The sequence below is a fragment of the Amycolatopsis sp. NPDC006125 genome (assembly GCF_040614195.1).
Taxonomy (GTDB): Bacteria; Actinomycetota; Actinomycetes; order Mycobacteriales; family Pseudonocardiaceae; genus Amycolatopsis_E; species Amycolatopsis_E tucumanensis.
Map to the genome: position 1 here is coordinate 15,142 of NZ_JBEXTZ010000005.1, position 24,016 is coordinate 39,157.

At 72.1% G+C, this 24,016-nt stretch carries 16 protein-coding genes; 15 read left to right on the plus strand and 1 reads right to left on the minus strand.

Annotated features, from left to right (window positions below):
• Nucleotides 1–38: 38 nt before the first annotated feature.
• Genes ABZ193_RS04170 through ABZ193_RS04210 form a run of 9 tightly spaced genes read left to right on the plus strand, consistent with a single transcriptional unit; the run spans nucleotide 39 to nucleotide 9,481 of the window.
• Nucleotides 39–365, plus strand: coding sequence for an L-rhamnose mutarotase (locus tag ABZ193_RS04170; protein ID WP_354708832.1), 327 nt, complete (start codon nucleotides 39–41; stop codon nucleotides 363–365).
• Nucleotides 362–1,537: an L-rhamnose isomerase gene (gene rhaI, locus ABZ193_RS04175; RefSeq protein ID WP_354708833.1), complete on the plus strand. Its 1,176-nt coding sequence runs from the start codon at nucleotides 362–364 to the stop codon at nucleotides 1,535–1,537. The genes ABZ193_RS04170 and rhaI overlap by 4 nt, the downstream gene beginning before the upstream one ends.
• Nucleotides 1,538–1,543: 6 nt before the next feature.
• A complete protein-coding gene (locus ABZ193_RS04180) occupies nucleotides 1,544–3,580 on the plus strand; it encodes a bifunctional aldolase/short-chain dehydrogenase (RefSeq protein ID WP_354708834.1) in 2,037 nt (678 codons plus the stop codon).
• A gap of 20 nt (nucleotides 3,581–3,600) precedes the next feature.
• Nucleotides 3,601–5,022, plus strand: a complete 1,422-nt coding sequence (locus ABZ193_RS04185) for an L-fucose/L-arabinose isomerase family protein (RefSeq protein WP_354708836.1) — start codon at nucleotides 3,601–3,603, stop codon at nucleotides 5,020–5,022.
• A complete protein-coding gene (locus tag ABZ193_RS04190; RefSeq protein WP_354708954.1) occupies nucleotides 5,022–6,491 on the plus strand; it encodes an FGGY-family carbohydrate kinase in 1,470 nt (489 codons plus the stop codon). Before ABZ193_RS04185 ends, ABZ193_RS04190 begins: the two co-directional genes overlap by 1 nt.
• A complete protein-coding gene (locus tag ABZ193_RS04195; protein WP_354708837.1) occupies nucleotides 6,488–7,222 on the plus strand; it encodes a (Fe-S)-binding protein in 735 nt (244 codons plus the stop codon). The genes ABZ193_RS04190 and ABZ193_RS04195 overlap by 4 nt, the downstream gene beginning before the upstream one ends.
• Nucleotides 7,219–8,679, plus strand: coding sequence for a lactate utilization protein B (locus ABZ193_RS04200; protein ID WP_354708839.1), 1,461 nt, complete (start codon nucleotides 7,219–7,221; stop codon nucleotides 8,677–8,679). Before ABZ193_RS04195 ends, ABZ193_RS04200 begins: the two co-directional genes overlap by 4 nt.
• Nucleotides 8,676–9,272, plus strand: coding sequence for a lactate utilization protein C (locus ABZ193_RS04205; protein ID WP_354708840.1), 597 nt, complete (start codon nucleotides 8,676–8,678; stop codon nucleotides 9,270–9,272). The genes ABZ193_RS04200 and ABZ193_RS04205 overlap by 4 nt, the downstream gene beginning before the upstream one ends.
• Nucleotides 9,269–9,481 carry a LuxR C-terminal-related transcriptional regulator gene (locus ABZ193_RS04210; protein ID WP_237339094.1) on the plus strand — a complete coding sequence of 71 codons (213 nt, stop codon included), beginning with the start codon at nucleotides 9,269–9,271 and terminating at the stop codon, nucleotides 9,479–9,481. Before ABZ193_RS04205 ends, ABZ193_RS04210 begins: the two co-directional genes overlap by 4 nt.
• 21 nt (nucleotides 9,482–9,502) lie before the next feature.
• Here ABZ193_RS04210 and ABZ193_RS04215 read toward each other — a convergent pair whose 3' ends face one another.
• A complete protein-coding gene (locus tag ABZ193_RS04215; RefSeq protein WP_354708841.1) occupies nucleotides 9,503–9,784 on the minus strand; it encodes a hypothetical protein in 282 nt (93 codons plus the stop codon).
• A gap of 256 nt (nucleotides 9,785–10,040) precedes the next feature.
• On the opposite strand from ABZ193_RS04215, the gene ABZ193_RS04220 reads away from it, so the two are divergent.
• From ABZ193_RS04220 to ABZ193_RS04245, 6 genes are all read left to right on the plus strand, one after another.
• Nucleotides 10,041–13,322 (plus strand): family 78 glycoside hydrolase catalytic domain, encoded by a 3,282-nt coding sequence (locus ABZ193_RS04220; protein WP_354708842.1) that lies wholly within the window; start codon nucleotides 10,041–10,043, stop codon nucleotides 13,320–13,322.
• 12 nt (nucleotides 13,323–13,334) lie between these two features.
• Nucleotides 13,335–16,658 carry a glycosyl hydrolase gene (locus tag ABZ193_RS04225; protein ID WP_354708843.1) on the plus strand — a complete coding sequence of 1,108 codons (3,324 nt, stop codon included), beginning with the start codon at nucleotides 13,335–13,337 and terminating at the stop codon, nucleotides 16,656–16,658.
• A 307-nt stretch (nucleotides 16,659–16,965) separates the two neighbouring features.
• Entirely contained in the window at nucleotides 16,966–19,872 is a 2,907-nt protein-coding gene (locus ABZ193_RS04230) for a glycosyl hydrolase (protein WP_354708844.1), read from the plus strand.
• 326 nt (nucleotides 19,873–20,198) lie between these two features.
• Nucleotides 20,199–22,643, plus strand: a complete 2,445-nt coding sequence (locus ABZ193_RS04235; protein WP_354708845.1) for a beta-L-arabinofuranosidase domain-containing protein — start codon at nucleotides 20,199–20,201, stop codon at nucleotides 22,641–22,643.
• Between the two features lie 54 nt (nucleotides 22,644–22,697).
• Nucleotides 22,698–23,180, plus strand: a complete 483-nt coding sequence (locus ABZ193_RS04240; RefSeq protein ID WP_354708847.1) for a DUF1203 domain-containing protein — start codon at nucleotides 22,698–22,700, stop codon at nucleotides 23,178–23,180.
• Nucleotides 23,181–23,219: 39 nt separating this feature from the next.
• Nucleotides 23,220–24,014, plus strand: a complete 795-nt coding sequence (locus ABZ193_RS04245) for an SDR family oxidoreductase (RefSeq protein ID WP_354708848.1) — start codon at nucleotides 23,220–23,222, stop codon at nucleotides 24,012–24,014.
• The last annotated feature ends 2 nt before the right edge of the window (nucleotides 24,015–24,016 follow it).

A 24,016-nucleotide genomic window follows, 5' to 3' on the forward strand; every position in this document is an offset into this window, starting at 1 on the left:
CACCGGCGGCCCGGCCGGGGCTCCACCGAGGACGGATCGTGGCCCGATACTGCTTCTGCCTGCAGGTGAAGCCTGAGCGGATGGCCGAGTACGCCGAGCGGCACCGTGCCGTGTGGCCGGAGATGCGGCAGGCGCTGACGGACACCGGATGGCGCAACTACTCGCTGTTCCTCCGGGACGACGGCCTGCTGATCGGCTACGTCGAGGCCGACGACCTCGACGCCGCGCAGGCGGCCATGGCCCGCACCGAGGTCAACGCCCGCTGGCAGGCCGAGATGGCCGAATTCTTCACGGGCCTGGACGGGCGCGGCCCCGACGAGGGGTTCCAGTTGCTCACCGAGGTCTTCCACCTGGAAGGAAAGTGATCCTGTTGTCCGACCTGACCGCCGTGAAAGCAGCCCTGCGCGCTCAGCGGATCGAGACGCCTTCGTGGGCCTACGCCAACTCCGGCACCCGCTTCAAGGTGTTCCCGCAGCCCGGGGTGCCCCGCACGCCGGAGGAGAAGATCGCCGACGCGGCGAAGGTGCACGAGCTGACCGGCATCGCGCCGAGCGTGGCGCTGCACATCCCGTGGGACCGGGTCGACGACTACGGCGCCCTCACCAAGTACGCGCACGACCTGGGCATCGAGATCGGCGCCATCAACACCAACGTCTTCCAGGACGAGGACTACAAGCTGGGCTCGGTCACCAACCCCGACCCGCGGATCCGCCGCAAGGCCACCGATCAGCTGATCGAGGCGATCGACATCATGGACGCCACGGGCAGCAAGGACCTGAAGTTCTGGTTCTCCGACGGCATCAACTACCCGGGCCAGGACGACCTGCGCACCCGGCAGGACCGGCTGGCCGCCGCGCTGCGCGAGGCCTACGACCGGCTCGGCGACGACCAGCGGATCCTGCTGGAGTACAAGCTGTTCGAGCCCGCCTTCTACGCCACCGACGTGCCGGACTGGGGCACCTCGTACGCGCACTGCGTCGAGCTCGGTCCGAAGGCGACGGTGTGCATCGACACCGGCCACCACGCCCCGGGCACCAACATCGAGTTCATCGTCGCGTTCCTGCTGCGCCAGGGCAAGCTCGGCGCGTTCGACTTCAACTCGCGCTTCTACGCCGACGACGACCTGATGGCCGGTGCCGCCGACCCGTTCCAGCTGTTCCGCATCATGTGGGAGATCGTGCGCGCCGACGCGCTGGACCCGTCCTACGGCATCAACTTCATGCTCGACCAGTGCCACAACATCGAGGCGAAGATCCCGGCGATCATCCGCTCGGTGCTCAACGTGCAGGAGGCCACCGCGAAGGCCCTGCTGGTCGACAAGGACGCCTTGTTCGCCGCGCAGCAGAACGGGGACGTGCTCGGCGCCAACGCCGTGCTGATGGACGCCTACAACACCGACGTGCGGCCGCTGCTGGCCGAGCTGCGCGAGGAGGCCGGGCTGGACCCGGACCCGATCGCCGCCTACCACCGCAGCGGTTACCAGGAAAAGATCGTCGCCGAACGAGCCGACGGCCGGCAGGCCGGTTGGGGAGCCTGAACCACCATGACGAACAATCCCGCCGCCGAACTCATCCAGCGCAGCAACGCCCTCGGCGCCGACCCGCGCAACACCAACTACGCCGGGGGCAACACCTCGGCCAAGGGCAGCGAGACCGACCCCGTCACCGGGCAGCCGGCGGAACTGCTGTGGGTCAAGGGATCCGGGGGTGACCTGGGCACGCTGACCGAGGCCGGGCTGGCCGTGCTGCGGCTGGACCGCCTGCGCGCGCTGGTGGACGTCTACCCGGGTGTCGAGCGCGAGGACGAGATGGTCGCCGCGTTCGACTACTGCCTGCACGGCCGCGGCGGCGCCGCGCCGTCGATCGACACCGCGATGCACGGCCTGGTCGAGGCCACGCACGTCGACCACCTGCACCCGGACTCGGGCATCGCGCTGGCCACCGCGGCCGACGGACCGGCGCTGACCAAGGAGTGCTTCGGCGACCGCGTGGTGTGGGTGGACTGGCGCCGCCCCGGGTTCCAGCTGGGCCTGGACATCGCTGCGGTGAAGAAGGCCAACCCACAGGCGATCGGCGTGATCCTGGGCGGGCACGGCATCACCGCGTGGGGCGAGACGTCCGAGGAGTGCCGGCGGAACTCGCTGGAGATCATCCGGACCGCGGAGAAGTTCCTCGCCGAGCGGGGCTCCGCGGAGCCCTTCGGCGCGGTCGTGCGCGGGTTCGAGCCGCTGCCGGAGGAGGAGCGGCGGAAGCGGGCCGCCGCGCTGGCGCCGGTGATCCGCGGGCTGGCGTCGACCGACCAGCGCCAGGTGGGCCACTACAACGACAGCGACGTGGTGCTGGAGTTCCTGTCCCGGGAGAAGCTGCAGCCGCTCGCCGCGCTCGGCACGTCGTGCCCGGACCACTTCCTGCGCACCAAGGTCCGCCCGCTCGTGGTCGACCTGCCCGCGACCGCCCCGCTGGAGGACGTCGTCACGCGCTTGAAGGAACTGCACGAGGCCTACCGGGAGGACTACCGCGCCTACTACGAGCGGCACGCCACCCCGGACAGCCCCGCGATGCGCGGCGCCGACCCGGCGATCGTGCTCGTGCCCGGTGTCGGCATGTTCTCCTTCGGCAAGGACAAGCAGACCGCGCGCGTGGCCGGCGAGTTCTACGTCAACGCGATCAACGTGATGCGCGGCGCCGAGGCGGTCTCCCGCTACGCGCCGATCCCGGAGAGCGAGAAGTTCCGCATCGAGTACTGGGCGCTGGAGGAGGCCAAGCTCCAGCGCATGCCCAAGCCGAAGCCGCTGGCCGGGCGCGTTGCCCTGGTGACCGGCGCTGGTTCGGGCATCGGGCGCGCCATCGCCGAACGGCTCGCCGCCGAGGGCGCGTGCGTGGCGATCGCGGACCTGAACGGCGACGCCGCGGAGGAGGTCGCGCGCTCCATCGGGAACACGGACAAGGCGGTTTCGGTGGTCGCGAACGTCGTCGACGCCGATGCGGTCGCCGCCGCGGTGGACGCGACCGTGCTGGCGTTCGGCGGCATCGACCTGGTCGTCAACAACGCCGGCCTGTCGATCTCCAAGCCGCTGCTGGAGACCACCGAGAAGGACTGGGACCTGCAGCACGACGTGATGGCCAAGGGCTCGTTCCTGGTCTCGCAGGCCGCGGCGAAGGCGATGATCGCGCAGGGCCTCGGCGGTGACATCGTCTACATCTCGTCGAAGAACTCGGTGTTCGCCGGCCCCAACAACGTCGCCTACGGCGCGGCCAAGGCCGACCAGGCGCACCAGGTCCGGCTGCTGGCCGCCGAACTCGGCGAGCACGGCATCCGGGTCAATGGCGTCAACCCGGACGGTGTGGTGCGCGGTTCCGGCATCTTCGCCGGAGGCTGGGGCGCGCAACGCGCCGCGGTCTACGGCGTGCCGGAGGAGGACCTGGGCAAGTTCTACGCCCAGCGCACCATCCTCAAGCGCGAGGTGCTGCCCGAGCACGTCGCCGCGGCGGTGTTCGCGCTCACCGGCGGCGACCTGACGCACACGACCGGCCTGCACGTGCCCGTTGACGCGGGTGTCGCGGCCGCTTTCCTCCGCTGAAGCAGGAAGGGACCTTCACCATGGACCTGGAGCGGATCACCCCGAGGCGCACCCGCGTCGGCCTCGTCGCAGGCGGGCTCGGGGCGTACTGGCCACAGTTCCCGGAGCTGCTGCCGCAACTCCAGGCCTCCGCGCGGCGGGTGGCCGAGCGACTGTCCGGAATGGACTGCGAGGTGGTGGACGCCGGGTTCGTCTCGGACGAGCGGGAGGGCGCGGCCGCCGCGGAGAAGCTGCGGGTCGCCGACTGCGACCTGATCATCGGCTTCCTCACCACCTACCTCACGTCCAGCATGCTCGCGCCGGTCGCGCAGCGCAGCGGAGCGCCGGTGCTGCTGCTCAACCTGCAGCCCACCGAGGCGATGGACCACGCGAACTTCAACACCGGCGCCTGGCTCGCCTACTGCGGCGCCTGCCCGCTGCCGGAGATGGCCAACGCCTTCCGCCGCGTCGGCGTCGAGTTCCGGTCGGTGTCCGGGTACCTGGAGGACGAGCGGGCCTGGACCCGCATCGAGCGCTGGATCAAGGCCGCCGGGGTGCGCGCCGCGTTCCGGCACGGGCGGCACGGCCTGCTCGGCCACCTCTACCCGGGCATGATGGACGTCTCGACCGATCCGACGCTGGTGACCGCACAGCTCGGCGGGCACGTGGAGATCCTGGAGATCGACGACCTGCGGGTGCGGGTCGAGAAGGTCACCGACGACGAGACCGCCGCGCGGATGGATCTCGCGCGGAAGGTGTTCGACCTGGACGACTCGGTCGTCGAGGAGGACTTCGCGTGGGGCGCTCGCGTCTCGGTGGCGCTGGACCGGCTGGTCGAGGACTTCTCCCTGGACACGCTGGCCTACTACCACCGCGGCCTGGACGGCGAGACCCACGAGCGGGTCGGCGCCGGGTTCATCCTCGGCGCGTCGCTGCTCACCGCGCGCGGCATCCCGGCGGCGGGGGAGTTCGAGCTGCGCAACTCGCTGGCCATGCTGGTGATGGACCGACTCGGCGCGGGCGGCTCGTTCACCGAGCTGCAGGCGCTCAACTTCCGGGACAACGTGGTCGAGATGGGCCACGACGGCCCGGCGCACCTGGCGATCAGCGCGCGGCGGCCGCTGCTGCGCGGCCTGGGTGTCTACCACGGCAAGCGCGGCTGGGGCGTGTCCGTCGAGTTCGACGTCAAGCACGGCCCGGTGACACTGCTCGGCCTCGGTCAGGAACGCGACGGGCGGTTCACGCTCGTCGCGTCCGAGGGCGAGGTCGTGCCCGGCCCGCTGCTGGAGATCGGCAACACCACCTCCCGCGTCGACTTCGGCGGCAACCCCGGCGAGTGGACCGACGCGTGGTCGGCCGCCGGGGTCAACCACCACTGGGCGCTGGGCACCGGGCACCGCGTCGCGGAGCTGGAGGCGGTGGCCGACCTGCTCGGTCTCGAACTGCGCGTGGTGCGGGTGTGATGCGACTGGCGGCCGTCGACCTGGGCGCGTCCAGCGGGCGCGTCATGGCCGGCACGGTGGGGCCCGGCGTGCTGTCGGTGCAGGAGGTGCACCGCTTCCCCAACGGCGGCGTCCGGGTCGCCCACGCGGGTGGATCGACCCTGCACTGGGACATCCTCGGCCTCTACCGCGAGCTGCTGACCGGGGTGCAGGCCGCGCACAAGGCCGGTGCGCTGGACGGTCTCGGCATAGACTCCTGGGCCGTGGACTACGGGTTGCTCGACGCCTCCGGGGCGCTGCTGGGCAACCCGGTCAACTACCGCGACGCACGCACCGAGGGCGTGGCCGAGCGGGTCCTGGAGTCCGTGCCGGCGCGGGAGCTGTTCGACGTCACCGGCCTGCAGCAGCTGCCGTTCAACACGCTCTACCAGCTGCTGGCCGAGCGTGACCTGAGCACGGCCGAAACGATGCTGCTGATCCCGGACCTGCTGAACTACTGGCTGACCGGGGTGCGCGGCGCGGAGCGCACCAACGCCTCCACCACGCAGCTCTACGACGTGCGGTCGCGGGAGTGGGCAGTGGACCTGGCCACCCGCGTCGGCATCCCGCCGCGGTTGCTGCCGCCGTTGCGCGACCCGGGCACGGTGGTCGGCACGCTGCTGCCGGACCTGGCCGCCGAGCTGGCGCTGCCGGAGCTGCCGGTGGTCGCGGTCGGCTCGCACGACACCGCGTCCGCCGTGGTGGGGGTGCCCGCCGAGCCGGGCGCGAACTTCGCCTACATCTCCTCGGGCACGTGGTCGCTGGTCGGCCTGGAGCTCGACGAGCCGGAGCTGGGTGACGCCGCGCTGGCGGCCAACTTCACCAACGAGGGCGGTGTCGACGGCAGGATCCGGTTCCTGCGCAACGTGATGGGCCTGTGGGTGCTGTCCGAGTCGCTGCGCACCTGGGAGGCGCAGGGCACGCCGGTCGCGCTGCCGTCGGTGCTGGCGCAGGCTGCGGAGGTGCCCGCGTTGTCCGCGGTCGTGGACATCGACGCGCCGGTGTTCCTGCCGCCGGGCGACATGCCGTCCCGGATCCGGCAGGCCTGCGCCGAGACCGGGCAGCGGGTCCCGGAGACGCCGGGGGAGATCGTCCGGTGCGTGCTGGACAGCCTCGCGCTGGCCTATCGTCGGACCGTGCGCCAGGCATCGGAGCTGACCGGACGGCCGGTCGACGTCGTCCACGTGGTCGGTGGCGGAGTCCGCAACGAGCTGTTGTGCCAGCTCACCGCGGACGCCTGCGGCGTGCCCGTGCTGGCCGGGCCGGTCGAGGCCGCGGCGCTGGGCAACGTGCTCGTGCAGGCCCGCGCGCTGGGCGCGGACCTGCCGGACCTGGCCGCGATGCGGGCGCTGATCCGGGACACGCACGAGCTGCGCCGCTACGAACCGTCCGGCCGCGAGGCCGAGTGGGCGCTGGCGGCCGCGCGGATCGATCCGAAGGTGGTGGCATGAAGGTCGCCGTGCAGGTCACCTGCATCAACGACGCGATGTTCCCGGACACCGGCAAGGCGGTGTTCACGCTGTTGCGGCGGCTCGGCGTGGAGGCGGATTTCCCGGTCGCGCAGACGTGCTGCGCCCAGCCGATGGTCAACACCGGCTACCTCGACGAGGCCGTGCCGGTGGTGCGCAACTTCGTCGACGCGTTCGCCGGGTACGACGCGATCGTGACCCCGTCCGGGTCGTGCGCGGGATCGGTGCGGCACCAGCACTCGATCGTCGCGCGGCGCAGCGGGGACAGCCGGCTGCAGGAGGCGGTCGCGGAGACCTCGCCGAAGGTGTACGAGCTGACCGAGTTCCTGGTCGACGTGCTCGGCGTGACCGACGTGGGGGCGTACTTCCCGCACCGCGTCACCTACCACCCGACCTGCCACTCGCTGCGGATGCTGGGCGTCGGCGACCGGCCACTGCGGCTGCTGCGCGAGGTGCGCGGGCTGGACCTGGTGGAGCTGCCCGCCGCGGACGAGTGCTGCGGTTTCGGCGGCACGTTCGCGGTGAAGAACGCGGAGACCTCGACCGCGATGGGCGCGGACAAGGCGCGGCACGTGCTGGACACCGGCGCCGAGGTGCTGGTGGCCGGGGACAACTCGTGCCTGCTGCACATCGGCGGGCTGCTGTCGCGGCAGCGCACCGGAGTGCGCGTGATGCATCTGGCCGAAGTGCTCGCCGGGACGGAGGACGCATGAGCGCCACTTTCGTTGGGATGCCCGCTTTTCCGGCGGCGGCCCGGGAGGCGTTGTCGGACACGCAGCTGCGCCGCAACCTCGCGCACGCCACCGGCACGATCCGCGCCAAGCGCGCGGCCGTCGTCGGCGAGGTGGACGAGTGGGAGGAGCTGCGCCTGGCCGGCGCGGCGATCAAGGACAACACGCTGCGCCACCTCGACGAGCACTTGCTGCGGTTGGAGAAGTCGCTGACCGACCGGGGCGCGACCGTGCACTGGGCGCGGGACGCCGCCGAGGCGTGCGAGATCGTCGCGGGGATCGCGAAGCAGCACGCCGTCGACGAGGTCGTCAAGGTCAAGTCCATGGCGACGCAGGAGATCGGGCTCAACGAAGCACTGGCCGCACAGGGCATCACGGCGTGGGAGACCGACCTGGCCGAGCTGATCGTGCAGCTCGGCGACGACCTGCCCTCGCACATCCTGGTGCCCGCGATCCACCGCAACCGCGCGGAGATCCGGGAGATCTTCCGCGACAAGATGGCCGCCGCGGGGCGCCCGGCGCCCGACGACCTGTCGGACCGGCCTGCGGAGCTGGCCGGCGCGGCGCGGCTGCACCTGCGGGAGAAGTTCCTGCGGGCGCGGATGGCCGTGTCCGGGGCGAACTTCGCGGTCGCCGAGACCGGGACGCTCGTCGTCGTCGAGTCCGAGGGCAACGGGCGGATGTGCCTGACGCTGCCCGAGGTGCTGGTGTCGGTGGTCGGGATCGAGAAGATCGTGCCCACCTGGTCCGATCTGGACGTGTTCCTGCAGCTGCTGCCGCGCTCCAGCACGGGGGAGCGAATGAACCCCTACACCTCGACGTGGTCGGGCGCGACCGAGGGCCAGGAGGCGCACGTGGTGCTGCTGGACAACGGCCGCACCCGCGCGCTGGCCGACGAGGTCGGGCGGCAGGCGCTGCGCTGCATCCGGTGCTCGGCCTGCCTGAACGTGTGCCCGGTGTACGAGCGCACCGGCGGGCACGCGTACGGCTCGGTGTACCCGGGGCCGATCGGGGCGATCCTGAACCCGCTGCTGCGCGGCACGGGCGTGGACGACCAGGTGGACTCGCTGCCGTACGCGTCCAGCCTGTGCGGCGCGTGTTTCGAGGCGTGCCCGGTGCGGATCGACATCCCCGAGGTGCTGGTGCACCTGCGGTCCAAAGTGGTCGACGCGCACCGGTCTTCGCCGAAGGCCGAGGCGGTGGCGATGAAGTCGGCGTCCTGGGTGCTGGCGGACTCGAAGCGCCTTGGCCTGGCCGAGCGCGGAATGGGTGTCGCCGGGCGGTTGCTAGGGCGGTTCGGGCGCAAGGTGATGCCCGGCGGACGGCGTGCCCTGGGCCGGTTGCCGTGGCCGGGTTCGTTGTGGAGCAACGCGCGGGACGTGCCGGCGCCGCCGGTGGAGTCGTTCCGGTCGTGGTGGCGGCGGGAGGGACGGCGATGAGCGCGCGGGAGGAGATCCTCGGCCGGGTGCGGTCCGCGCTGGCCGCGGCGGACCCGTCGGAGGCGCCGGTGCCGCGCGGCTACCGTTCGGTGGTTCCGGCCGGTGACGTGGTGGAGCTGTTCGCCGAGCGGCTGGTCGACTACCGGGCCGAGCTGACGCGGTGCACGGAGGACACGCTGCCCGCGGCGCTCGCTGAGGCGCTGGGTTCCGCGGAGTCCGTGCTGGTGCCGGACGGTTTCCCGTGGCAGGTGCCCGGTGGTGTCCCGGACACCGGGCAGTCCGCGGCGGAGCTGGACCGGCTGGACGCGGTGGTGACGCTGGCGGCGCTGGCGATCGCGACGACGGGCACGATCGTGCTGGACCACGGGCCGGGGCAGGGGCGCCGGGCGGTGAGCCTGGTGCCGGACCGGCACGTGTGCGTGCTGCGGACGGACCAGATCGTGCCCGGCGTGCCGCAGGCCGTGGCGGCGCTGTCCCCGGACCGGCCGCAGACGTGGATCAGCGGCCCCAGCGCGACGAGCGACATCGAGCTGAACCGGGTCGAGGGCGTGCACGGGCCGCGGACGCTGCACGTGCTGCTGGTGTCGCCGTGACGACCGCGCAGCGCCCGGACACGTTGCCGCGGGCGGACCTGGAGCTGCTGGAACTGCTCGCGGACGGCCTCCCGCTGGACGCCATCGCCCGCCGCCTGGACCTGTCGGAGCGCACCGTGCGACGCCGGCTGCGGGCGATCTGCGACCGCCTCGGCTTCGCCGCGCCCATCCAGGCCGTGGTGTGGGCCGCCCGGCGGGGACTGCTGTAGATCCCCGCCGGAGGCACGCCGCTAGCTGACCATCCGGAGTTCGAGGAGCCAGCCGGGGCTGTCGTAGCTGCACCGGTAGTCGACGACCGCGCCGACGCCGATCATGTCCCGGCCCTGCTGCCGGCACTTTTCGTAGGTGGCGTAGACCTTCCACGGGACCCACACGTCCTGGGTCGTCACCGTCCCGATGTCCGTGGGGGCGGGACTGGCGCCCGCCAAGGCGGTGGTGGCCGTCCAGCCGGTGAACGTCACCGCGACCGCCAGCGCCGACACCGTGGCCAGCCTTCTCAAGCTTCGTTGCATGATGAACCTCCCAGTGGTGAAAAACCATCGTGGCGCAGCTGTGTGTCGTGAACCTGGCACGAACAGAAGTGCGCAAGCAGGCGGTACCGGGCGCGGCTACGGGTTTCCTACGGCCCCCGCGTGAGGGACGTGGTGACCGGATTCGGACACCGATCTTGTTCCGGACGTGAAGTCCCCGTAACGTTCCCTCAGGTTTGAAACGATTCACCGTCGAATCAGCGGCCGTCTCCCCACCGGCCGAGGAGGAGCAGCACCGATGCGCTCTGGTTCTCGTCTCCGCAGAATCCTGATCCCGGTCACCGTCGCCGCGGCGCTGGTGTCCGGGGTCGCCCCGCCGGGCGTCGCGCAGGGCGGGCTCGTCTCCGTCACCGATCTGCGCACCGCGCACCAGGACCGTCCACTTGGGACCGACGACACCACTCCCGTCCTGTCCTGGCAGAACACCGCTCAAGCCCGTCACCGCGAACAGTCCGCCTACCAGATCCAGGCCGCCACCTCGCGCGAAGCCCTCGACCGCGGCCGCGCCGACCTGTGGGACACCGGGCGCGTGCCCAGCGCCGACGTCGAAGCGACCTACGCCGGCAAGGCCCTCACCAGCCGCCAGCGCGTCTACTGGCGCGTGCGCACCTGGTCCGGCCCCGCGCCCTCGGCGTGGAGCGAGCCGACCTGGTTCGAAACCGGCCTCACCGACCAGGAGGACTGGACGGCGGGCTGGATCACCAACCACGACTGGCAGCTCAGCCGCAAGCCGGCGCAGCCCGTGGTCGTCACCCTCCCCGCGCGGACCGCGCGCTACGTCCGCCTCGACGTCACCAAGCTCGGCCTCCCGCTCGCCGAGCAGCCCATCGACAGCAACAACCGCCTCGTCACCACCGGCACCCCGCGCCGCTTCCCGGACCTGACCTACCGGCTGCAGCTCGCCGAGGTGCAGGTGCGCGACTCCGCGAACCCGTCGGTCAACTTCGCCGCCGGGCGCGAAAAGTTCGTCACCGCCTCGGAGACCGAGACCATCCGCAAGGAGTGGGAGCCCGGCCTGATCGCCGACGGCCTCACCACCTCCAACCCGGAGGAGGCGAGCAACGCCGGCTACCAGAGCGCGGCGCACGACAACCCGGACGCGCCGGTGTGGGTGACGATCGATCTCGGCGCCGACCGCACCTTCGACCAGGTAGTGCTCTACCCGCGCACCGACACCCTCACCGCCGACGGCAGGACCCCCAACTTCCCCGTCGACTACACCATCCAGACCGCGACGGCCGCGACCGGCCCGTTCACCGTCGCCGCCACCGTCAAGGACCAGCCCACGCCGGAGAACTGGCTGCCCGAGGCCCTGCCGCTGTTCGCGAAGGACTTCACGGTCCAGGGCCGCGTGCAGCAGGCCCGCCTGTACGTCAGCGGCCTCGGCGTGTACGTGCCGAGCCTCAACGGCGCCCGCGTCGGCGACGCCGTCCTCGAACCCGGCAACACCGACTACGCCGACCGCGTCACCTACGCCGCCTACGACGTGACCGGCCAGCTCCGCGGCGGCGCGAACACGATCGGCATCGCGGTCGGCAACGGCACCGCGGACGCGCTGCACACCTCCGGCCGCTACCGCAAGTTCGCCCGCACCGCCAGCGACCCGCAGGTGATCGCGCAGCTCGAGCTGACCATGGCCGACGGCAGTGTCCAGCGCATCGTCACGGACCCATCGTGGCGCACCACGCTCGGCCCGACGACGGCGTCCAACTGGTACGGCGGCGAGGACTACGACGCCCGCCGCGAGATCCCGGGCTGGGACGCGCCGGACGCGAACCGCGCCGCGTGGACGCCTGCCACCGCCGTCGCCCCGCCCGCGCCGACCACCAAGCTCACCGCGCGCAGCGGCGAGCCGGTCCGCGTCGTCGAGCAGCTGCCCGGCGCGGAGGTGTCCCGGCCCGCGCCCGGCGTGCGGGTGTTCGACCTCGGCCGCAACATCGCCGGCATCCCGCAGATCACGCTGACCGCCCCGGCGGGCACCACGGTCCGCGTCTTCCCGGCCGAGGCGCTGCGCAACGGGCGGGTCGACCAGTCGAAGTCCAACGTCGGCGCGCCCATCTGGGACAGCTTCACCGGCAAGGGCGGCACCCAGACCTGGCACCCCGAGTTCTCCTACCACGGCTTCCGCTACCTGGAGGTCGTCGGCGTCCCCGACGACGCGCGGTTGTCGGTCACCGGCCTGCGCATCATGGCCGACAACGACTCCGCGGGCGAGTTCACCACGTCCGACGAGATCGTCAACGGCATCCACCGCCTCACCCGCCACGCGCTGGAGAACAACATGCAGAGCGTGCTCACCGACTGCCCGAGCCGGGAGAAGCTGGGCTGGCTGGAGCAGGACCACCTGGCGTTCGACACGATCGCCCGCAACTACGACGTCGAGGCCTACCTCGGCAAGATCGTGCAGGACATCGCCGACGGCCAGGAGGCCTCCGGCATGGTGCCGAGCACCGTCCCGGACTACGTGACGCTGGCAGGCAGTTACCGCGACGACCCGAACTGGGGCGGCGCCCTGGTCCTGCTGCCGCTCAAGGCCTACCGCACCTACGGCGACGACGAGCTGCTGCGCACCTACTACCCGGCGATGCAGCGGTACCTGTCCTATCTGGAGGGACAGGCCGCGCGCTGGATCGACGGCGGGGTCTACGACTACAGCCTCGGCGACTGGATCACCACGGAGAAGCCCGTGATGCCGCGTGCGATCACCGGCACGTTCGGGGTGTGGGCCATCGCCGACGGGCTCGCGCAGGTCGCCAAGGCGCTCGGCCGTGACGCCGACGCGGCCGCCTACCGCGCCCGCGCCGACGACCTCGCCCGGAAGGTGTGGGTGAAGTACTACAACCCGGCCACCGGCCTGTTCGGCGGCGGCGGGCAGGGCGCGACCGCACTGGCACTGGACATGGGCGCGGTGCCCGCGGACCTGCGGGCCGCGCAGGTGCAGCACCTCGTGGACAGCATCCAGGCCACCGGCTGGCACCTGATCATGGGTGAGATCTCGTTCCCGTCCGTGCTGCGCGTGCTGTCCGCGGCCGGGCGCGACGACGTCGTCTACCTGATCGCGACCCAGACCACCAGCCCCAGCCTCGGTTTCCAGGTCAAGGCCGGGCTGACCGCGCTCGGCGAGACCTGGGACGGCGGCAGCGGCCAGTCGCAGAACCACTTCATGCTCGGCGCGATGGACGGCTGGCTGCAGACGCGGCTGACCGGCATCGAGCAGACGGCCGATTCCACCGGCTTCCGGCGCCTGCTGATCGACCCGGCGGTGGTCGGCGACCTGACCTCGGCGTCGGGCAAGTACGAGAGCACCTACGGCGAGGTCCGCACCTCCTGGACGCGCACCGGCGGCGAGTACCGGCTGGAGGTCACCGTCCCGGTGGGCGCCACTGCCGAGGTGCACGTGCCGTTCGCCGGTCACGTCCCGCCGGTCGCCGACGGCGCCCGCTTCGTCCGCGTGGACGGCGGCGAAGCCGTGTTCGAGGCCGGCTCCGGCTCCTGGACCTTCCGCTCGCGAGTGTCCTGAGAGGACGACACCATGAGAAGACTCGTCTCCGTCCTGCTCGCGGCTGTGACGGCGGCCGGACTGGCCGCCGCGCCCGCCGTGGCCCAAACCCCCGATCGCCCGCCCGCCGCGACCACCGACCTGTCCCGTTTCGACCCGGCCGCCTTCGCGAACCCGCCGAAGGACAGCCGCCCGAGCGTCTACTGGTACTGGAACAACACGATCACGCCGGAGATCACCGACCGGCAGATGGCCGAGATGCGGGACAAGGGCATCTACGAGGCCGTGGTCTTCCCGTACGGCGGCGCGTCGATGCAGCCGGCCTTCCTCACCGAGGAGTGGTTCACGCTCATCGAGCACGTCCTGCGTGAAGCGCAGCGCACGGGCATGAAGATGTGGCTGTTCAACGACAACAACTTCCCGAGCGGCCGGGCCGGCCTGAAGGTCGCCGAAGAGCACCCGGAGCTGCGGCTCAAGGGGCTGCTGCGGTCCAGCCGGGTGGTGACCGGACCGGCGACGGTGACCCTCGCCGAGACCACCGGGCTGGCCGTGGACACCGGGAAGCTCGTCGTCGACCCGGCGACCAAGCCGGGCGGCGCGGCGATCACGACCGGCGCCGGCTGGACCGACTACACGGTCACCGGCAAGGTCACGCTCACCACCGGCGGCACCCAGCTGATGGTGCGCAGCGACGGCACGAACGGCTACCTGGTCGACGTGGACGTCAAGGGCAACACGAGCGTGTGGCGGGTCGACGGGGACCGGCGCACCCGGCTCACCACCGGCATCCCGACGCCCGGGTTCTCCGCCACCCGCGCGCAGACGGTCACGGTGACGGTCTCCGGGAACACGATCACGCCGAAGATCAACAACACCGTGCAGCCCGCGGCCACCGATGCCACCTACGCCACCGGCTCGGTCGCGGTGTCGGCCGAGGGCACCCAGCGGTCGCAGTGGGACAACCTGTCGGTGACCGCGCCCGGCGGCACATTGTTGTGGTCGTCGAACTTCGACGACGCCCGGGTGCTCGCGGACTTCCCGGCGACGCGGGTCAACCTCGCCGGGATCACCGCCGCGGCGGCGCGCCCGGCGGGCACGGCCGACCACCGGACCGCGGTCGAGCTGGACCCGGCGAAGGGCACCTGGCAGGTCCCGGCCGGCCAGTGGCAGGTCGACGTGTACTCGCAGGCGCTGCTGCGCGATGACTCCAGCGGTTACGTGCGCGGCTACCTGGACCTGCTCGACCCGGCGGCCACGGACGCGTTCATGGACACCGTGCCCGGCGAGTACGTGCGGCGGTTCCCGTGGGCGATGGGCACCGTGGTGCCCGGGTTCTGGGACGACGAGCCGTTCATCGCCTCCGCGCAGCCGCACCCGTTCAAGCGGCTGCCCGCCTCGCCGGGCCTGGCTCAGGCGATCGTCGCCGCGGGCGGCACGCCCGGTGTCGCCTACATGGGCGCCGCGGACGGCCTGGACCCCACCACCGACCCGGCCGCCGGCTACTACTGGCGCGCGGTGAACAACCTGTTCGCCACGAACTACTACCAGCGCGAGGCCGACTGGATGGCGCGGCACGGGCTGCAGTTGCTGACGAACCCGCTGCTGGACGAGGAGGGCCCGCAGCAGCGCATGCACTCCACCGGTGACCTGAGCAAGGACAACCAGTGGGCGCAGGTGCCGGGCAGCGACATGATCACCGGCGACTACACGCTCGGCGAGCAGACGATGCTGGGCCGCAACGCAGCCTCGGCCGCACACCAGAGCGGCGCGCCGCGCGTGGCGATGGAGACGTTCGGCAACTCGGGCTGGCAGGTGGCGCCGGAGTTCATGCACGCCACGACGGGCGCGCTCGCGGCGCGCGGCGTGAACCTGACGTTCCTGCACGCCATGTGGACGGACGAGAACTCGGTGAACTTCCCGCCGCCGTTCGGTCCGCGCAGCACGTTCTGGGCGGACATGCCCGCGGTCGACGAGTGGATCGGCCGCGTGATGGAGCTGGGCCGCGGCGAGAACCTGGCGCGGACCGTGCTCGTGCAGCCGCAGCGAGCGGCCGAGCAGACCCGGGTGGCCGACGCCGAGCACTCGCTGGACGGGCAGTTCGCGGATGCCGCGTACGCGCTGGAGCGGGGTCAGGTCGACTTCGACCTGGTGAGTGACTCGTCGTTGTCCGGCGATCCGGTGGCGCGGTTCCAGGCCGTGGCACGCGCCGGCCAGCTGCACGTCGGCGAGGCGTCCTACCAGCTGGTGGTACTGCCGGAGACGCCGGTGCTGGACGTGGAGACGGTGCGCACGCTGGCGCGGTTCGTGCAGGTCGGCGGGCACGTGGCCGCGGTCGGCCCGCTGCCGTCGCGGGAGGCGCGCGGCCGGGACGCCGAGCTGGCGGGCGAGCTGCGCCGCCTGTTCGGTGACGCGGGTGCGGAGTGGCAGCGTCGCGGCGCCGGTTCGGTCGCGGTCGTCGATGATGCCGAAGCGTTGCCGGGTCTGGCCCGGGCGTACGCGGCGGCTCGCTTGGAGCCGGCGGCGCCGAGCGTGCGGGTCTCGCGGACCGCGCGTGGCAAGGACGTCGCGTACCTGCTGAACAACGAGAGCGACCAGGTCGTGACGACGACGGCGACGTTCCCCAGCGGGGGCGTCCCGGAGATCTGGGACCCGCGCACCGGATCGACCCGCACGGCGACGGCGTACCGGGCGGAGCGGGACGGCGTGGCGGTGCCGGTGCGGCTGCAGCCGTACGAGACGCTCGCGGTGGTCTTCCGCCACGGCGTCCGGGAAACCGCGCACCTGACCGACGGCACGCTGCCTGCGGAGGTGGTCACGGTGGACGGACGGTCGTTGCAGGCCACGGTGATCGCCGACAAGCCCGGCGAGTACCGCCTGTCGGGCGCGGCGAACGGCCGGAGCTACGGCGGGGTGGCGACCGTGACGGACGCGCTGACCCCGATCCCGCTGGCGGGCTCGTGGCGGGTGCGGCTGGAGAAGCCTGGCGCCGTGGAGGCGGAGCGGCCACTAGGTTCGTGGACGGCCTTCGACCCGACGTTCTCCGGCAGCGCCGTCTACTCGACGACGGTTTCGCTGACCGCGCAGGACCTGGCGAACCGCCGCCTGGTCCTGGACTTGGGCGAGGTGCACGACCTGGCCACGGTGACCGTGAACGGCTCCGCGCTGCCCACAGCGCTGTGGCGACCGTACACAGTGGACGCGACAGCGTGGTTGAAGCCCGGCGAGAACACGATCGCGGTGCGGGTGACCAACACGCTGGCCAATTCGCGCAACAAGATCCTGCCGTCGGGCCTGGTCGGCCCCGTGGTGCTGCGGCCGCAGGCCGTGGTGACCGCGCGCCTGGACCAGGGCCGCTGAGGCCCCGGTGCTGCCCTCGGCGTTGTCCGGGGGCAGCACCGGCTCGATTTCCCCATCCCCGGAGTCTCCCCAATGACCGTACTCAACCGCTGCACCTTTACCCAGTGGACGCCACACCGTTGAAGCCTGGCGAGAACACGATCCTGTCGCCTGGCCTGGTCGGCCCCATGGTGCTGCGGCCGCAGGCCGTGGTGACCGCGCGCCTGGACCAGGGCCGCTGACCGGCTCGATCCACTGAACCGGTGCTGCCCTCGGCGTCGGGGGCAGCACCGGCGCCTCCTTCGATCCTCAACCCCCGGAGTTCCCCATGACCAGACTCACCCGCCGCACCTTCCTCGGCGCCAGCGCCGCCTTCGGGCTCGCCGCGGCGCTTCCTTCCATCCCGCCCGCGCTGGCCGCGCCCGGCAGACCGTTCGCGCAGCGCTTCGCCGCCCCCGGCACCGACACCGCCGCCAAGTTCCGCTGGTGGTGGCCGCACGGCCTGGTCGACCTAGGCGAGATCGCCCGCGAGGTCGACCAGATCGCCGACGCCGGTTTCGGCGGCGTCGAGATCCAGGACGTGCACCACAGCGTCCGCGCGGACCTCGACCCCGCCGGCCACGGCTGGGGCACCCCGGCCTGGCTCGCCGCCGTGGAGACCGCCCTGCGCCGCGCCAAGGACCGCCACCTGCGCGTCGATCTGGCGCTCGGCCCGTGCTGGCCGACCGCCGTCCCCACCATCACCCCCGACGACCCGGCCGCCTGCAAGGAACTCGCCCACGGTGTGACCTACGTGCAGGGCGGCACCGTCTACTCCGGACCGCCACCCGCCGCCGTCGAGCCGCCCGAGGAGGGCGTGCACAAGCAGGACCTCCTCGCCGTCCAGGTCGCCAAGGTCATCGGATCCACCACGGCCGCCACCGTCACCCTCGACCCCGCGACCGTCCGCACCCTCGGCGACGGCGAGACCTGGACCGCGCCCGAGGGCACCTGGGCCGTCATCGCCTACTGGTTGCGGGGCTCCGCGCAGCAACCGGAAGCCGGCCCGCACACCGAGCCGGCGTCCTACGTCGTCGACCACTTCAGCCGCGCCGGCGTGCAGGCCGTGATCGACGTGTGGAACTCGGTCATCCTCACCCCGGCCATCCGCCGCCTGCTCCGCGAGACCGGCGGCGACCTGTTCGAGGACTCGCTGGAGATCGAGACCGAGGCGACCCCCTGGACACCCGATCACCTCGCCGAGTTCCGCCGCCGCGCCGGCTACGACCTGCTGCCGTACCTGCCGGTCATCGTGCAGCGCAACGAGAAGTACCCGTTCACCTTCGACGCCGAGACGACCAACCACGTCCGCGACGACCACAACCAGGTCCTCTCCGACCTCTACCACGACAACCACCTGCTCCCGCTGCGCGACTTCGCGCACAGCCTCGGCATGACCCTGCGCGTGCAGCCCTACGGCCTGCCCACCGACGCGATCCGCAGCGCCGCGCTGCTCGACGTGCCGGAGAGCGAGTCGCTGGGCTTCAAGAACCTCGACGACTACCGCGTGCTCGCCTCCGGCCGCGACATGGGCGGGCGGCAGCTGCTGTCCTGCGAGTCCGCCGCCTACGCCAACGGCGCCTACAGCACCACCTGGGACAAGGTGCTGCAGACCATGGGCAGCGTCTTCGCCGGTGGCGTCAACCAGGCCGTCCTGCACGGGTTCTCCTACGCGTCCGCGCCCGGCGCGGCGTGGCCGGGCTTCGCGGCGTTCTCGCCGTACAACGGCAACGGCATCGGCTACGCCGAGGCGTGGGGCCCCCGCCAGCCGACGTGGGGCCACGTGCCCGACATCGCGGGCTGGTTCGCCCGCACGCAACTGGTGCTGCGCGCCGGTGTGCAGAAGACCGACATCGCGTTCTTCCGGCAGAAGGGCTGGACCTCCACCGGCATCGGCGCGCCGTGGGCGACCAACGACGGCATCCCCGTCGGCTGGACCCACGGCTTCCTCAGCGAGGCGATGCTCGACCTGCCCAGCGCGGTCGTGCGCGACGGCCGCCTCGCCCCCGACGGTCCCGCGTACAAGGCGCTGGTCCTCGACGGCGACATCTTCCGCAACAAGGAACACACCCTGTCCGTGCACGCCGCGCGGCGGTTGCTCGACCTCGCCCGCGCCGGCCTGCCGATCGTGGTGGTCGGCAGCTGGACCGACGTGCACGCGGCCGGCATCGCCCTGCCCGGCGAGAACGACCAGCTCCGGACCCTGCTGGCCCAGCTCGCCGCCCTGCCGCGGGTGCGGGTGGCCACGGACGCCAACGGCATCCCGGGCGCGCTCGCCGACCTCGGCGTGACCCGCGACGTCGAGTACGACCGGTCGACGATCATGACCGTGCACCGGGTCGAGGACGGCGTGGACTACTACTACGTCGCCAATGCCCGGCACGCCGAGAACCGCCGGATCACGGCCGTGGACCAGGACGTCTGGCTCACCTCCCGCGACCGCTCGGCGGTGCCGTACCTGCTCGACGCGTGGACGGGGCGCGTCGAGCGCATCGGCCGGTTCGAGCGCGCCGGAGACAAGGTGCGGGTGCGGGTCGCCCTCAACCCGGGGCAGTCGATGCTGATCGGCTTCGGCCCGGCCGGCGCCCCGCACGCCACCGCCTCCGACGGCGAGGTCCGGTTCGACGGCGGCAAGCTGGTCCTGCGCGCCACCGCGGCCGGCGCCTACTCGACCACGTTGTCCACCGGTCGTGTCGTCCGCACCACCGTGGACGCGGTGCCCGCGCCGGTGCCGCTCACCGCGTGGGACCTCGAGGTCGAGGACTGGCAGCCCGGCGCGACGCCCACCGAGACGGTCAAGACGACGCACCGGCTCAGCCTGACCGCCCTGGCCGCGTGGACGGCGATCCCGGAACTGCAGGACGTCTCCGGTGTCGGCCGCTACCGCACGACGGTCGACCTCGGCTCGTGGCGTCCCGGCCTCGGCGCCTACCTCGAACTCGGCGAGGTGTTCGACACCTACCGCGTCAAGGTCAACGGCCGCGCCCTGCCGCCGGCCGACGTGCTCGACCCGGTGGTGGAGGTCGGGCCGTGGTTGCGCCCCGGCCGCAACAGCATCGAGGTCGAGGTCGCCACGACGCTGCTCAACCGGCTGCGCGTGAGCAACCCCGCGGTGTTCGGCATCGCCACCCGCCAGGCCTACGGACTGGTCGGGCCCGCCCGGCTCGTGCCGTACCGCCAGGAGGAAATCCGATGACCGTGTGCAGCCGGCGTGGTGTGTTCGGGCTGGTTGCGGGGCTGCCCTCCGCCGCCGCGGCCGCGCACACCGCCCGGCCCGTGCCGTATCGCGGGGAGGAGATCCGATGACGGTGTTCACCCGGCGTGGCGTGTTCGGGCTGGTTGTCGCGCTGTCACCCGCCATGGTGGTCGCGGACATCGCCTGGCTGGTGCCGTATCGCGGGGAGGAGATCCGATGACGGTGTTCACCCGGCGTGGTGTGTTCGGGCTGGTTGCGGGGCTGCCCTCCGCCGCCGCGGCCGCGCACACCGCCCGGCTGGTGCCGTATCCCGGGGAGGACATCCGATGACGGCCTTCACCCGGCGCGGTGTCTTCGGGCTGGTTGCGGCGGCGGGGCTGGTCGCGGCGCTGCCACCGGCCACCGCGGTCGCGGACACCGCCCGGCCGCGCCCGCTCGAACTCGGCCGCGTCCGCCTGCTCGACTCGCGCTACCGGCAGAACATGGAGCGGACCGTCGCGTACCTGCGGTTCGTCGACGCCGACCGGCTGCTGCACATGTTCCGGGTCACCGCGGGCCTGCCCAGCACGGCCGAACCGTGTGGCGGCTGGGAGGCGCCGGACATCCAGCTGCGCGGCCACACCACCGGCCACCTGCTGTCCGGTCTCGCGCTGGCGGCCGCCAACACCGGCGACACCGAGCTGGCCGCCAAGGGCGCGAGCATCGTCGCCGCGCTGGCCGAATGCCAGGCTGCCGCACCCGCAGCCGGGTTCACCGAGGGCTACCTCTCGGCCTTTCCCGAGCGGGCGTTCGTGGATCTCGAAGCGGGCAAGGTCGTGTGGGCGCCCTACTACACGATCCACAAGATCATGGCCGGGCTGCTCGACCAGTACCGCCTGCTCGGCAACCGGCAGGCGCTCGACGTCCTGCTCGGCATGGCGCGGTGGGCCCGCGCCCGCATGGTGAACCTGACGCGCGAGGCGCAGCAGAAGGTGCTGCACACCGAGTTCGGCGGCATGAACGAGACCCTGGCGAGCCTCGCCCTGGTCACCGGCGACCGGCAGCACCTGGAGACGGCGAAGCTGTTCGACCACGACGAGATCTTTGTGCCGTTGTCCCAGCGGCGGGACACGCTCGCCGGGCGGCACGCCAACACCGACATCGCCAAGATCGTCGGCGCCGCGGTCGAATGGGACGCCACCGGGGAGGAGTACTACCGCACGATCGCGACCTACTTCTGGGACCAGGTCGTGCACCACCACACCTACGTCATCGGCGGCAACGCCAACGCCGAGTTCTTCGGCCCGCCGGACCAGATCGTCAGCCAGCTCGGCGAGAACACCTGCGAGAACTGCAACAGCTACAACATGCTCAAGCTGAGCCGTCTGCTGTTCCTGCGGGATCCGTCGCGCACCGACTACCTGGATTACTCGGAGTGGACCCTGCTCAACCAGATGCTGGGGGAGCAGGACCCGGACTCCGCGCACGGGTTCGTCACCTACTACACCGGCCTCGTCCCCGGCGCGCAGCGCAAGGGCAAGGAAGGCGTGGTGTCGGACCCCGGCACGTACTCCAGTGACTACCGCAACTTCACCTGCGACCACGGCACCGGCCTGGAGACGCACGTGAAGTACGCCGAGAACATCTACTACGCCGCCGACGACGGACTGTGGGTCAACCAGTTCATACCGTCCGAAGTGGACTACCGCGGTGTCCGGATCCGGCTGGAGACCGAGTACCCCTACGACGAAACCGTGCGGCTGCACGTAGCCGGCGCCGGTGCTTTCGCGCTGCGGGTGCGGATCCCGTCTTGGGCGACGCACGCGAAGCTGTCAGTCAACGGCGAGGCGATGCGCGCCGAGCCCGGCCGGTTCGCCGTGGTGCGGCGGCGGTGGCGCGACGGTGACGTGGTGGAGCTGCGGCTGCCGATGACCGTTCGGTGGCGGCCGGCGCCGGACAACCCGGCCGTGCACGCCCTCACCTACGGCCCGCTGGTGCTCGCCGCCCGCCACGGCGACTCCGTGCCCGCAGTGATCCCCACGGTCGACCCGCGGTCGCTGCGGCGCGAGCCGGGGCGCGCGGAGTTCAGCGTGCAGGCCGGGGACCGGCGGTTGCGGCTGAGCCCGTTCCTGGACGTGCACCACGAGCACTACAGCGTCTACTTCGCGCTGCCGCCGTCGCGTCCCGCGCCGCGGGCGGTCGCCGTGTTCCCGCTGCGCGACGCGCGGGAGAGCACCGGCCGGTGGCCGGACGCGGAGCTCGCCGGCGGCGCGGTGTTCGGCGATCGCGGCGTGGAGCTCGACGGCGCCGGTGCGCACGTGCGGCTGCCGTCCGGGCTGCTGGGGAACCTCACCGCGGCGACGATCGCGATGTGGGTGCGGGCCGACACCATCGTGAACTCCACGCGCGTTTTCGACCTCGGATTCAACGCCCAGTCCTACGCCTTCCTCACGCCGCGCACCGGCCTCGGTCGGGCCCGCTTCGCGATGAAGCTGGCCGGCATGGAAAGCGAGGACTTCGCAGACGCCGCGGTGCCCTTGACCGCCGGGGTGTGGACGCACGTCGCGGTGACGCTGGGCGAGCGGATCCGGCTGTACTTCGACGGCGAGCTGACCGGGGAGAACCCGGCGCCCCGCATGAGGCCGCTGCTGCTCGGCGCGACGCAGCTGAACTACCTGGGCCGCTCGCAGAACGTCAAACACCCCTACCTGGACGGCGCGGTCGCGGACTTCCGCCTGTACGGCCGCGAGCTGACCGCCGCCGAGATCCGGGAGGTGGCCGCGGCGAGCTGACGCGACGTCGGAAAACCGCCAGCCTGGCCGTTCCCGTGCGGCCAGGCTGGTGCCATGACCACTGCTGCTGTCCGGTTCCGGGTCCACCCGATCGACCCCGGCGAGCTGAACTGCGTGCGCGCCGGCGGACTCGACGTGTCGGGTCGCCCGGTCGAGCGAATCTACGCCGACGGCGGGGAACCGCTGCGGTGCTGCCTGCGCGACGCCAGGACGGGTGAACGCTGCCTGCTGTTCGGGTACGAGCCGCGGCTGCCCGGGAAAGCGAGCCCCTACCGCGAAATCGGCGCCGTGTTCGTGCACGCCAGGGACTGCGGCGGGCCCGCGCACACGGACGAGTACCCGCGGGAGTGGCTGGGCCGGCCGCAGGTGCTGCGCGCGTACGACCACCGCGGCTGGATCCACCCCGCGACGACGGTGCACGACGGCACCGACCCGATCGCCGCGCTCGGCGAGGTGCTGGCCGCGCCCGGGGTGGTCGAGGTGCACAGCCGCAACGTCGCTTACGGCTGCTTCATGTTCGCCGCGACCGCCGGGTGAAGCCCTGCGGCCCCGGCCCGCCGCCCATACCATCGCTGCATGCGTCTCGATCTGAGCGGGAAGACGGCACTGGTCACCGGTTCGACGCAGGGCATCGGCGCGGCGATCGCGCTCGGGCTGGCACGGGCGGGCGCCCGGGTCGCCGTCAACGGCCGCAGCGCGGACAAGGTGACGAAGGCGATCGAGCAGCTGACCGCCGAGGTGCCCGACGCCCAGGTGGTGCCGGTGGTCGCCGACATCGCGAGCGAGCAGGGCGCGCGCGACGCGCTGGACCAGCTGCCGCGCGCCGACATCCTGGTCAACAACCTGGGCATCTTCGGGTCGGCCGATCCGCTGGAGATCAGCGACGACGAGTGGCGCCGGTACTTCGAGGTGAACGTGCTAGCCGCGGTTCGGCTCACCCGCGCCTACCTGCCCGGCATGACCGAGCGGGGCTGGGGCCGCGTCCAGTACATCGCGAGCGACTCGGCGATCGTCATCCCGGCCGAGATGATCCACTACGGCATGTCGAAAACGGCGCTGCTGGGCGTTTCCCGCGGTTTCGCGAAGGCCGCCGCGGGCACCGGGGTGACCGTGAACGCCGTGATCGCCGGGCCGACGCACACCGGCGGCGTGGAGGACTTCGTGTACCAGCTCGTCGACCGCGACCTGCCGTGGGACGAGGCGCAAAAGGAGTTCATGCGCGTGCACCGACCGCAGTCGTTGCTGCAGCGCCTGATCGAGCCGGAGGAGATCGCGAACATGGTGGTCTACCTCAGCTCGCCGCAGGCGTCGGCGACGACCGGGGCGGCACTGCGCGTGGACGGCGGATACGTGGATTCGATCGTGCCCTGACC

What these genes read in the sequence shown, in the direction of transcription:
- ABZ193_RS04195 (WP_354708837.1), top strand. Translation starts at nt 6,488, where the DNA reads ATGAAGGTCGCCGTGCAGGTCACCTGCATCAACGACGCGATGTTCCCG.
- ABZ193_RS04185 (WP_354708836.1), top strand. Translation starts at nt 3,601, where the DNA reads ATGGACCTGGAGCGGATCACCCCGAGGCGCACCCGCGTCGGCCTCGTC.
- ABZ193_RS04235 (WP_354708845.1), top strand. Translation starts at nt 20,199, where the DNA reads ATGACGGCCTTCACCCGGCGCGGTGTCTTCGGGCTGGTTGCGGCGGCG.
- ABZ193_RS04200 (WP_354708839.1), top strand. Translation starts at nt 7,219, where the DNA reads ATGAGCGCCACTTTCGTTGGGATGCCCGCTTTTCCGGCGGCGGCCCGG.
- ABZ193_RS04230 (WP_354708844.1), top strand. Translation starts at nt 16,966, where the DNA reads ATGACCAGACTCACCCGCCGCACCTTCCTCGGCGCCAGCGCCGCCTTC.
- ABZ193_RS04245 (WP_354708848.1), top strand. Translation starts at nt 23,220, where the DNA reads ATGCGTCTCGATCTGAGCGGGAAGACGGCACTGGTCACCGGTTCGACG.
- ABZ193_RS04240 (WP_354708847.1), top strand. Translation starts at nt 22,698, where the DNA reads ATGACCACTGCTGCTGTCCGGTTCCGGGTCCACCCGATCGACCCCGGC.
- ABZ193_RS04225 (WP_354708843.1), top strand. Translation starts at nt 13,335, where the DNA reads ATGAGAAGACTCGTCTCCGTCCTGCTCGCGGCTGTGACGGCGGCCGGA.
- ABZ193_RS04205 (WP_354708840.1), top strand. Translation starts at nt 8,676, where the DNA reads ATGAGCGCGCGGGAGGAGATCCTCGGCCGGGTGCGGTCCGCGCTGGCC.
- ABZ193_RS04220 (WP_354708842.1), top strand. Translation starts at nt 10,041, where the DNA reads ATGCGCTCTGGTTCTCGTCTCCGCAGAATCCTGATCCCGGTCACCGTC.
- ABZ193_RS04215 (WP_354708841.1), bottom strand. Translation starts at nt 9,784, where the DNA reads ATGCAACGAAGCTTGAGAAGGCTGGCCACGGTGTCGGCGCTGGCGGTC.
- ABZ193_RS04190 (WP_354708954.1), top strand. Translation starts at nt 5,022, where the DNA reads ATGCGACTGGCGGCCGTCGACCTGGGCGCGTCCAGCGGGCGCGTCATG.
- ABZ193_RS04180 (WP_354708834.1), top strand. Translation starts at nt 1,544, where the DNA reads ATGACGAACAATCCCGCCGCCGAACTCATCCAGCGCAGCAACGCCCTC.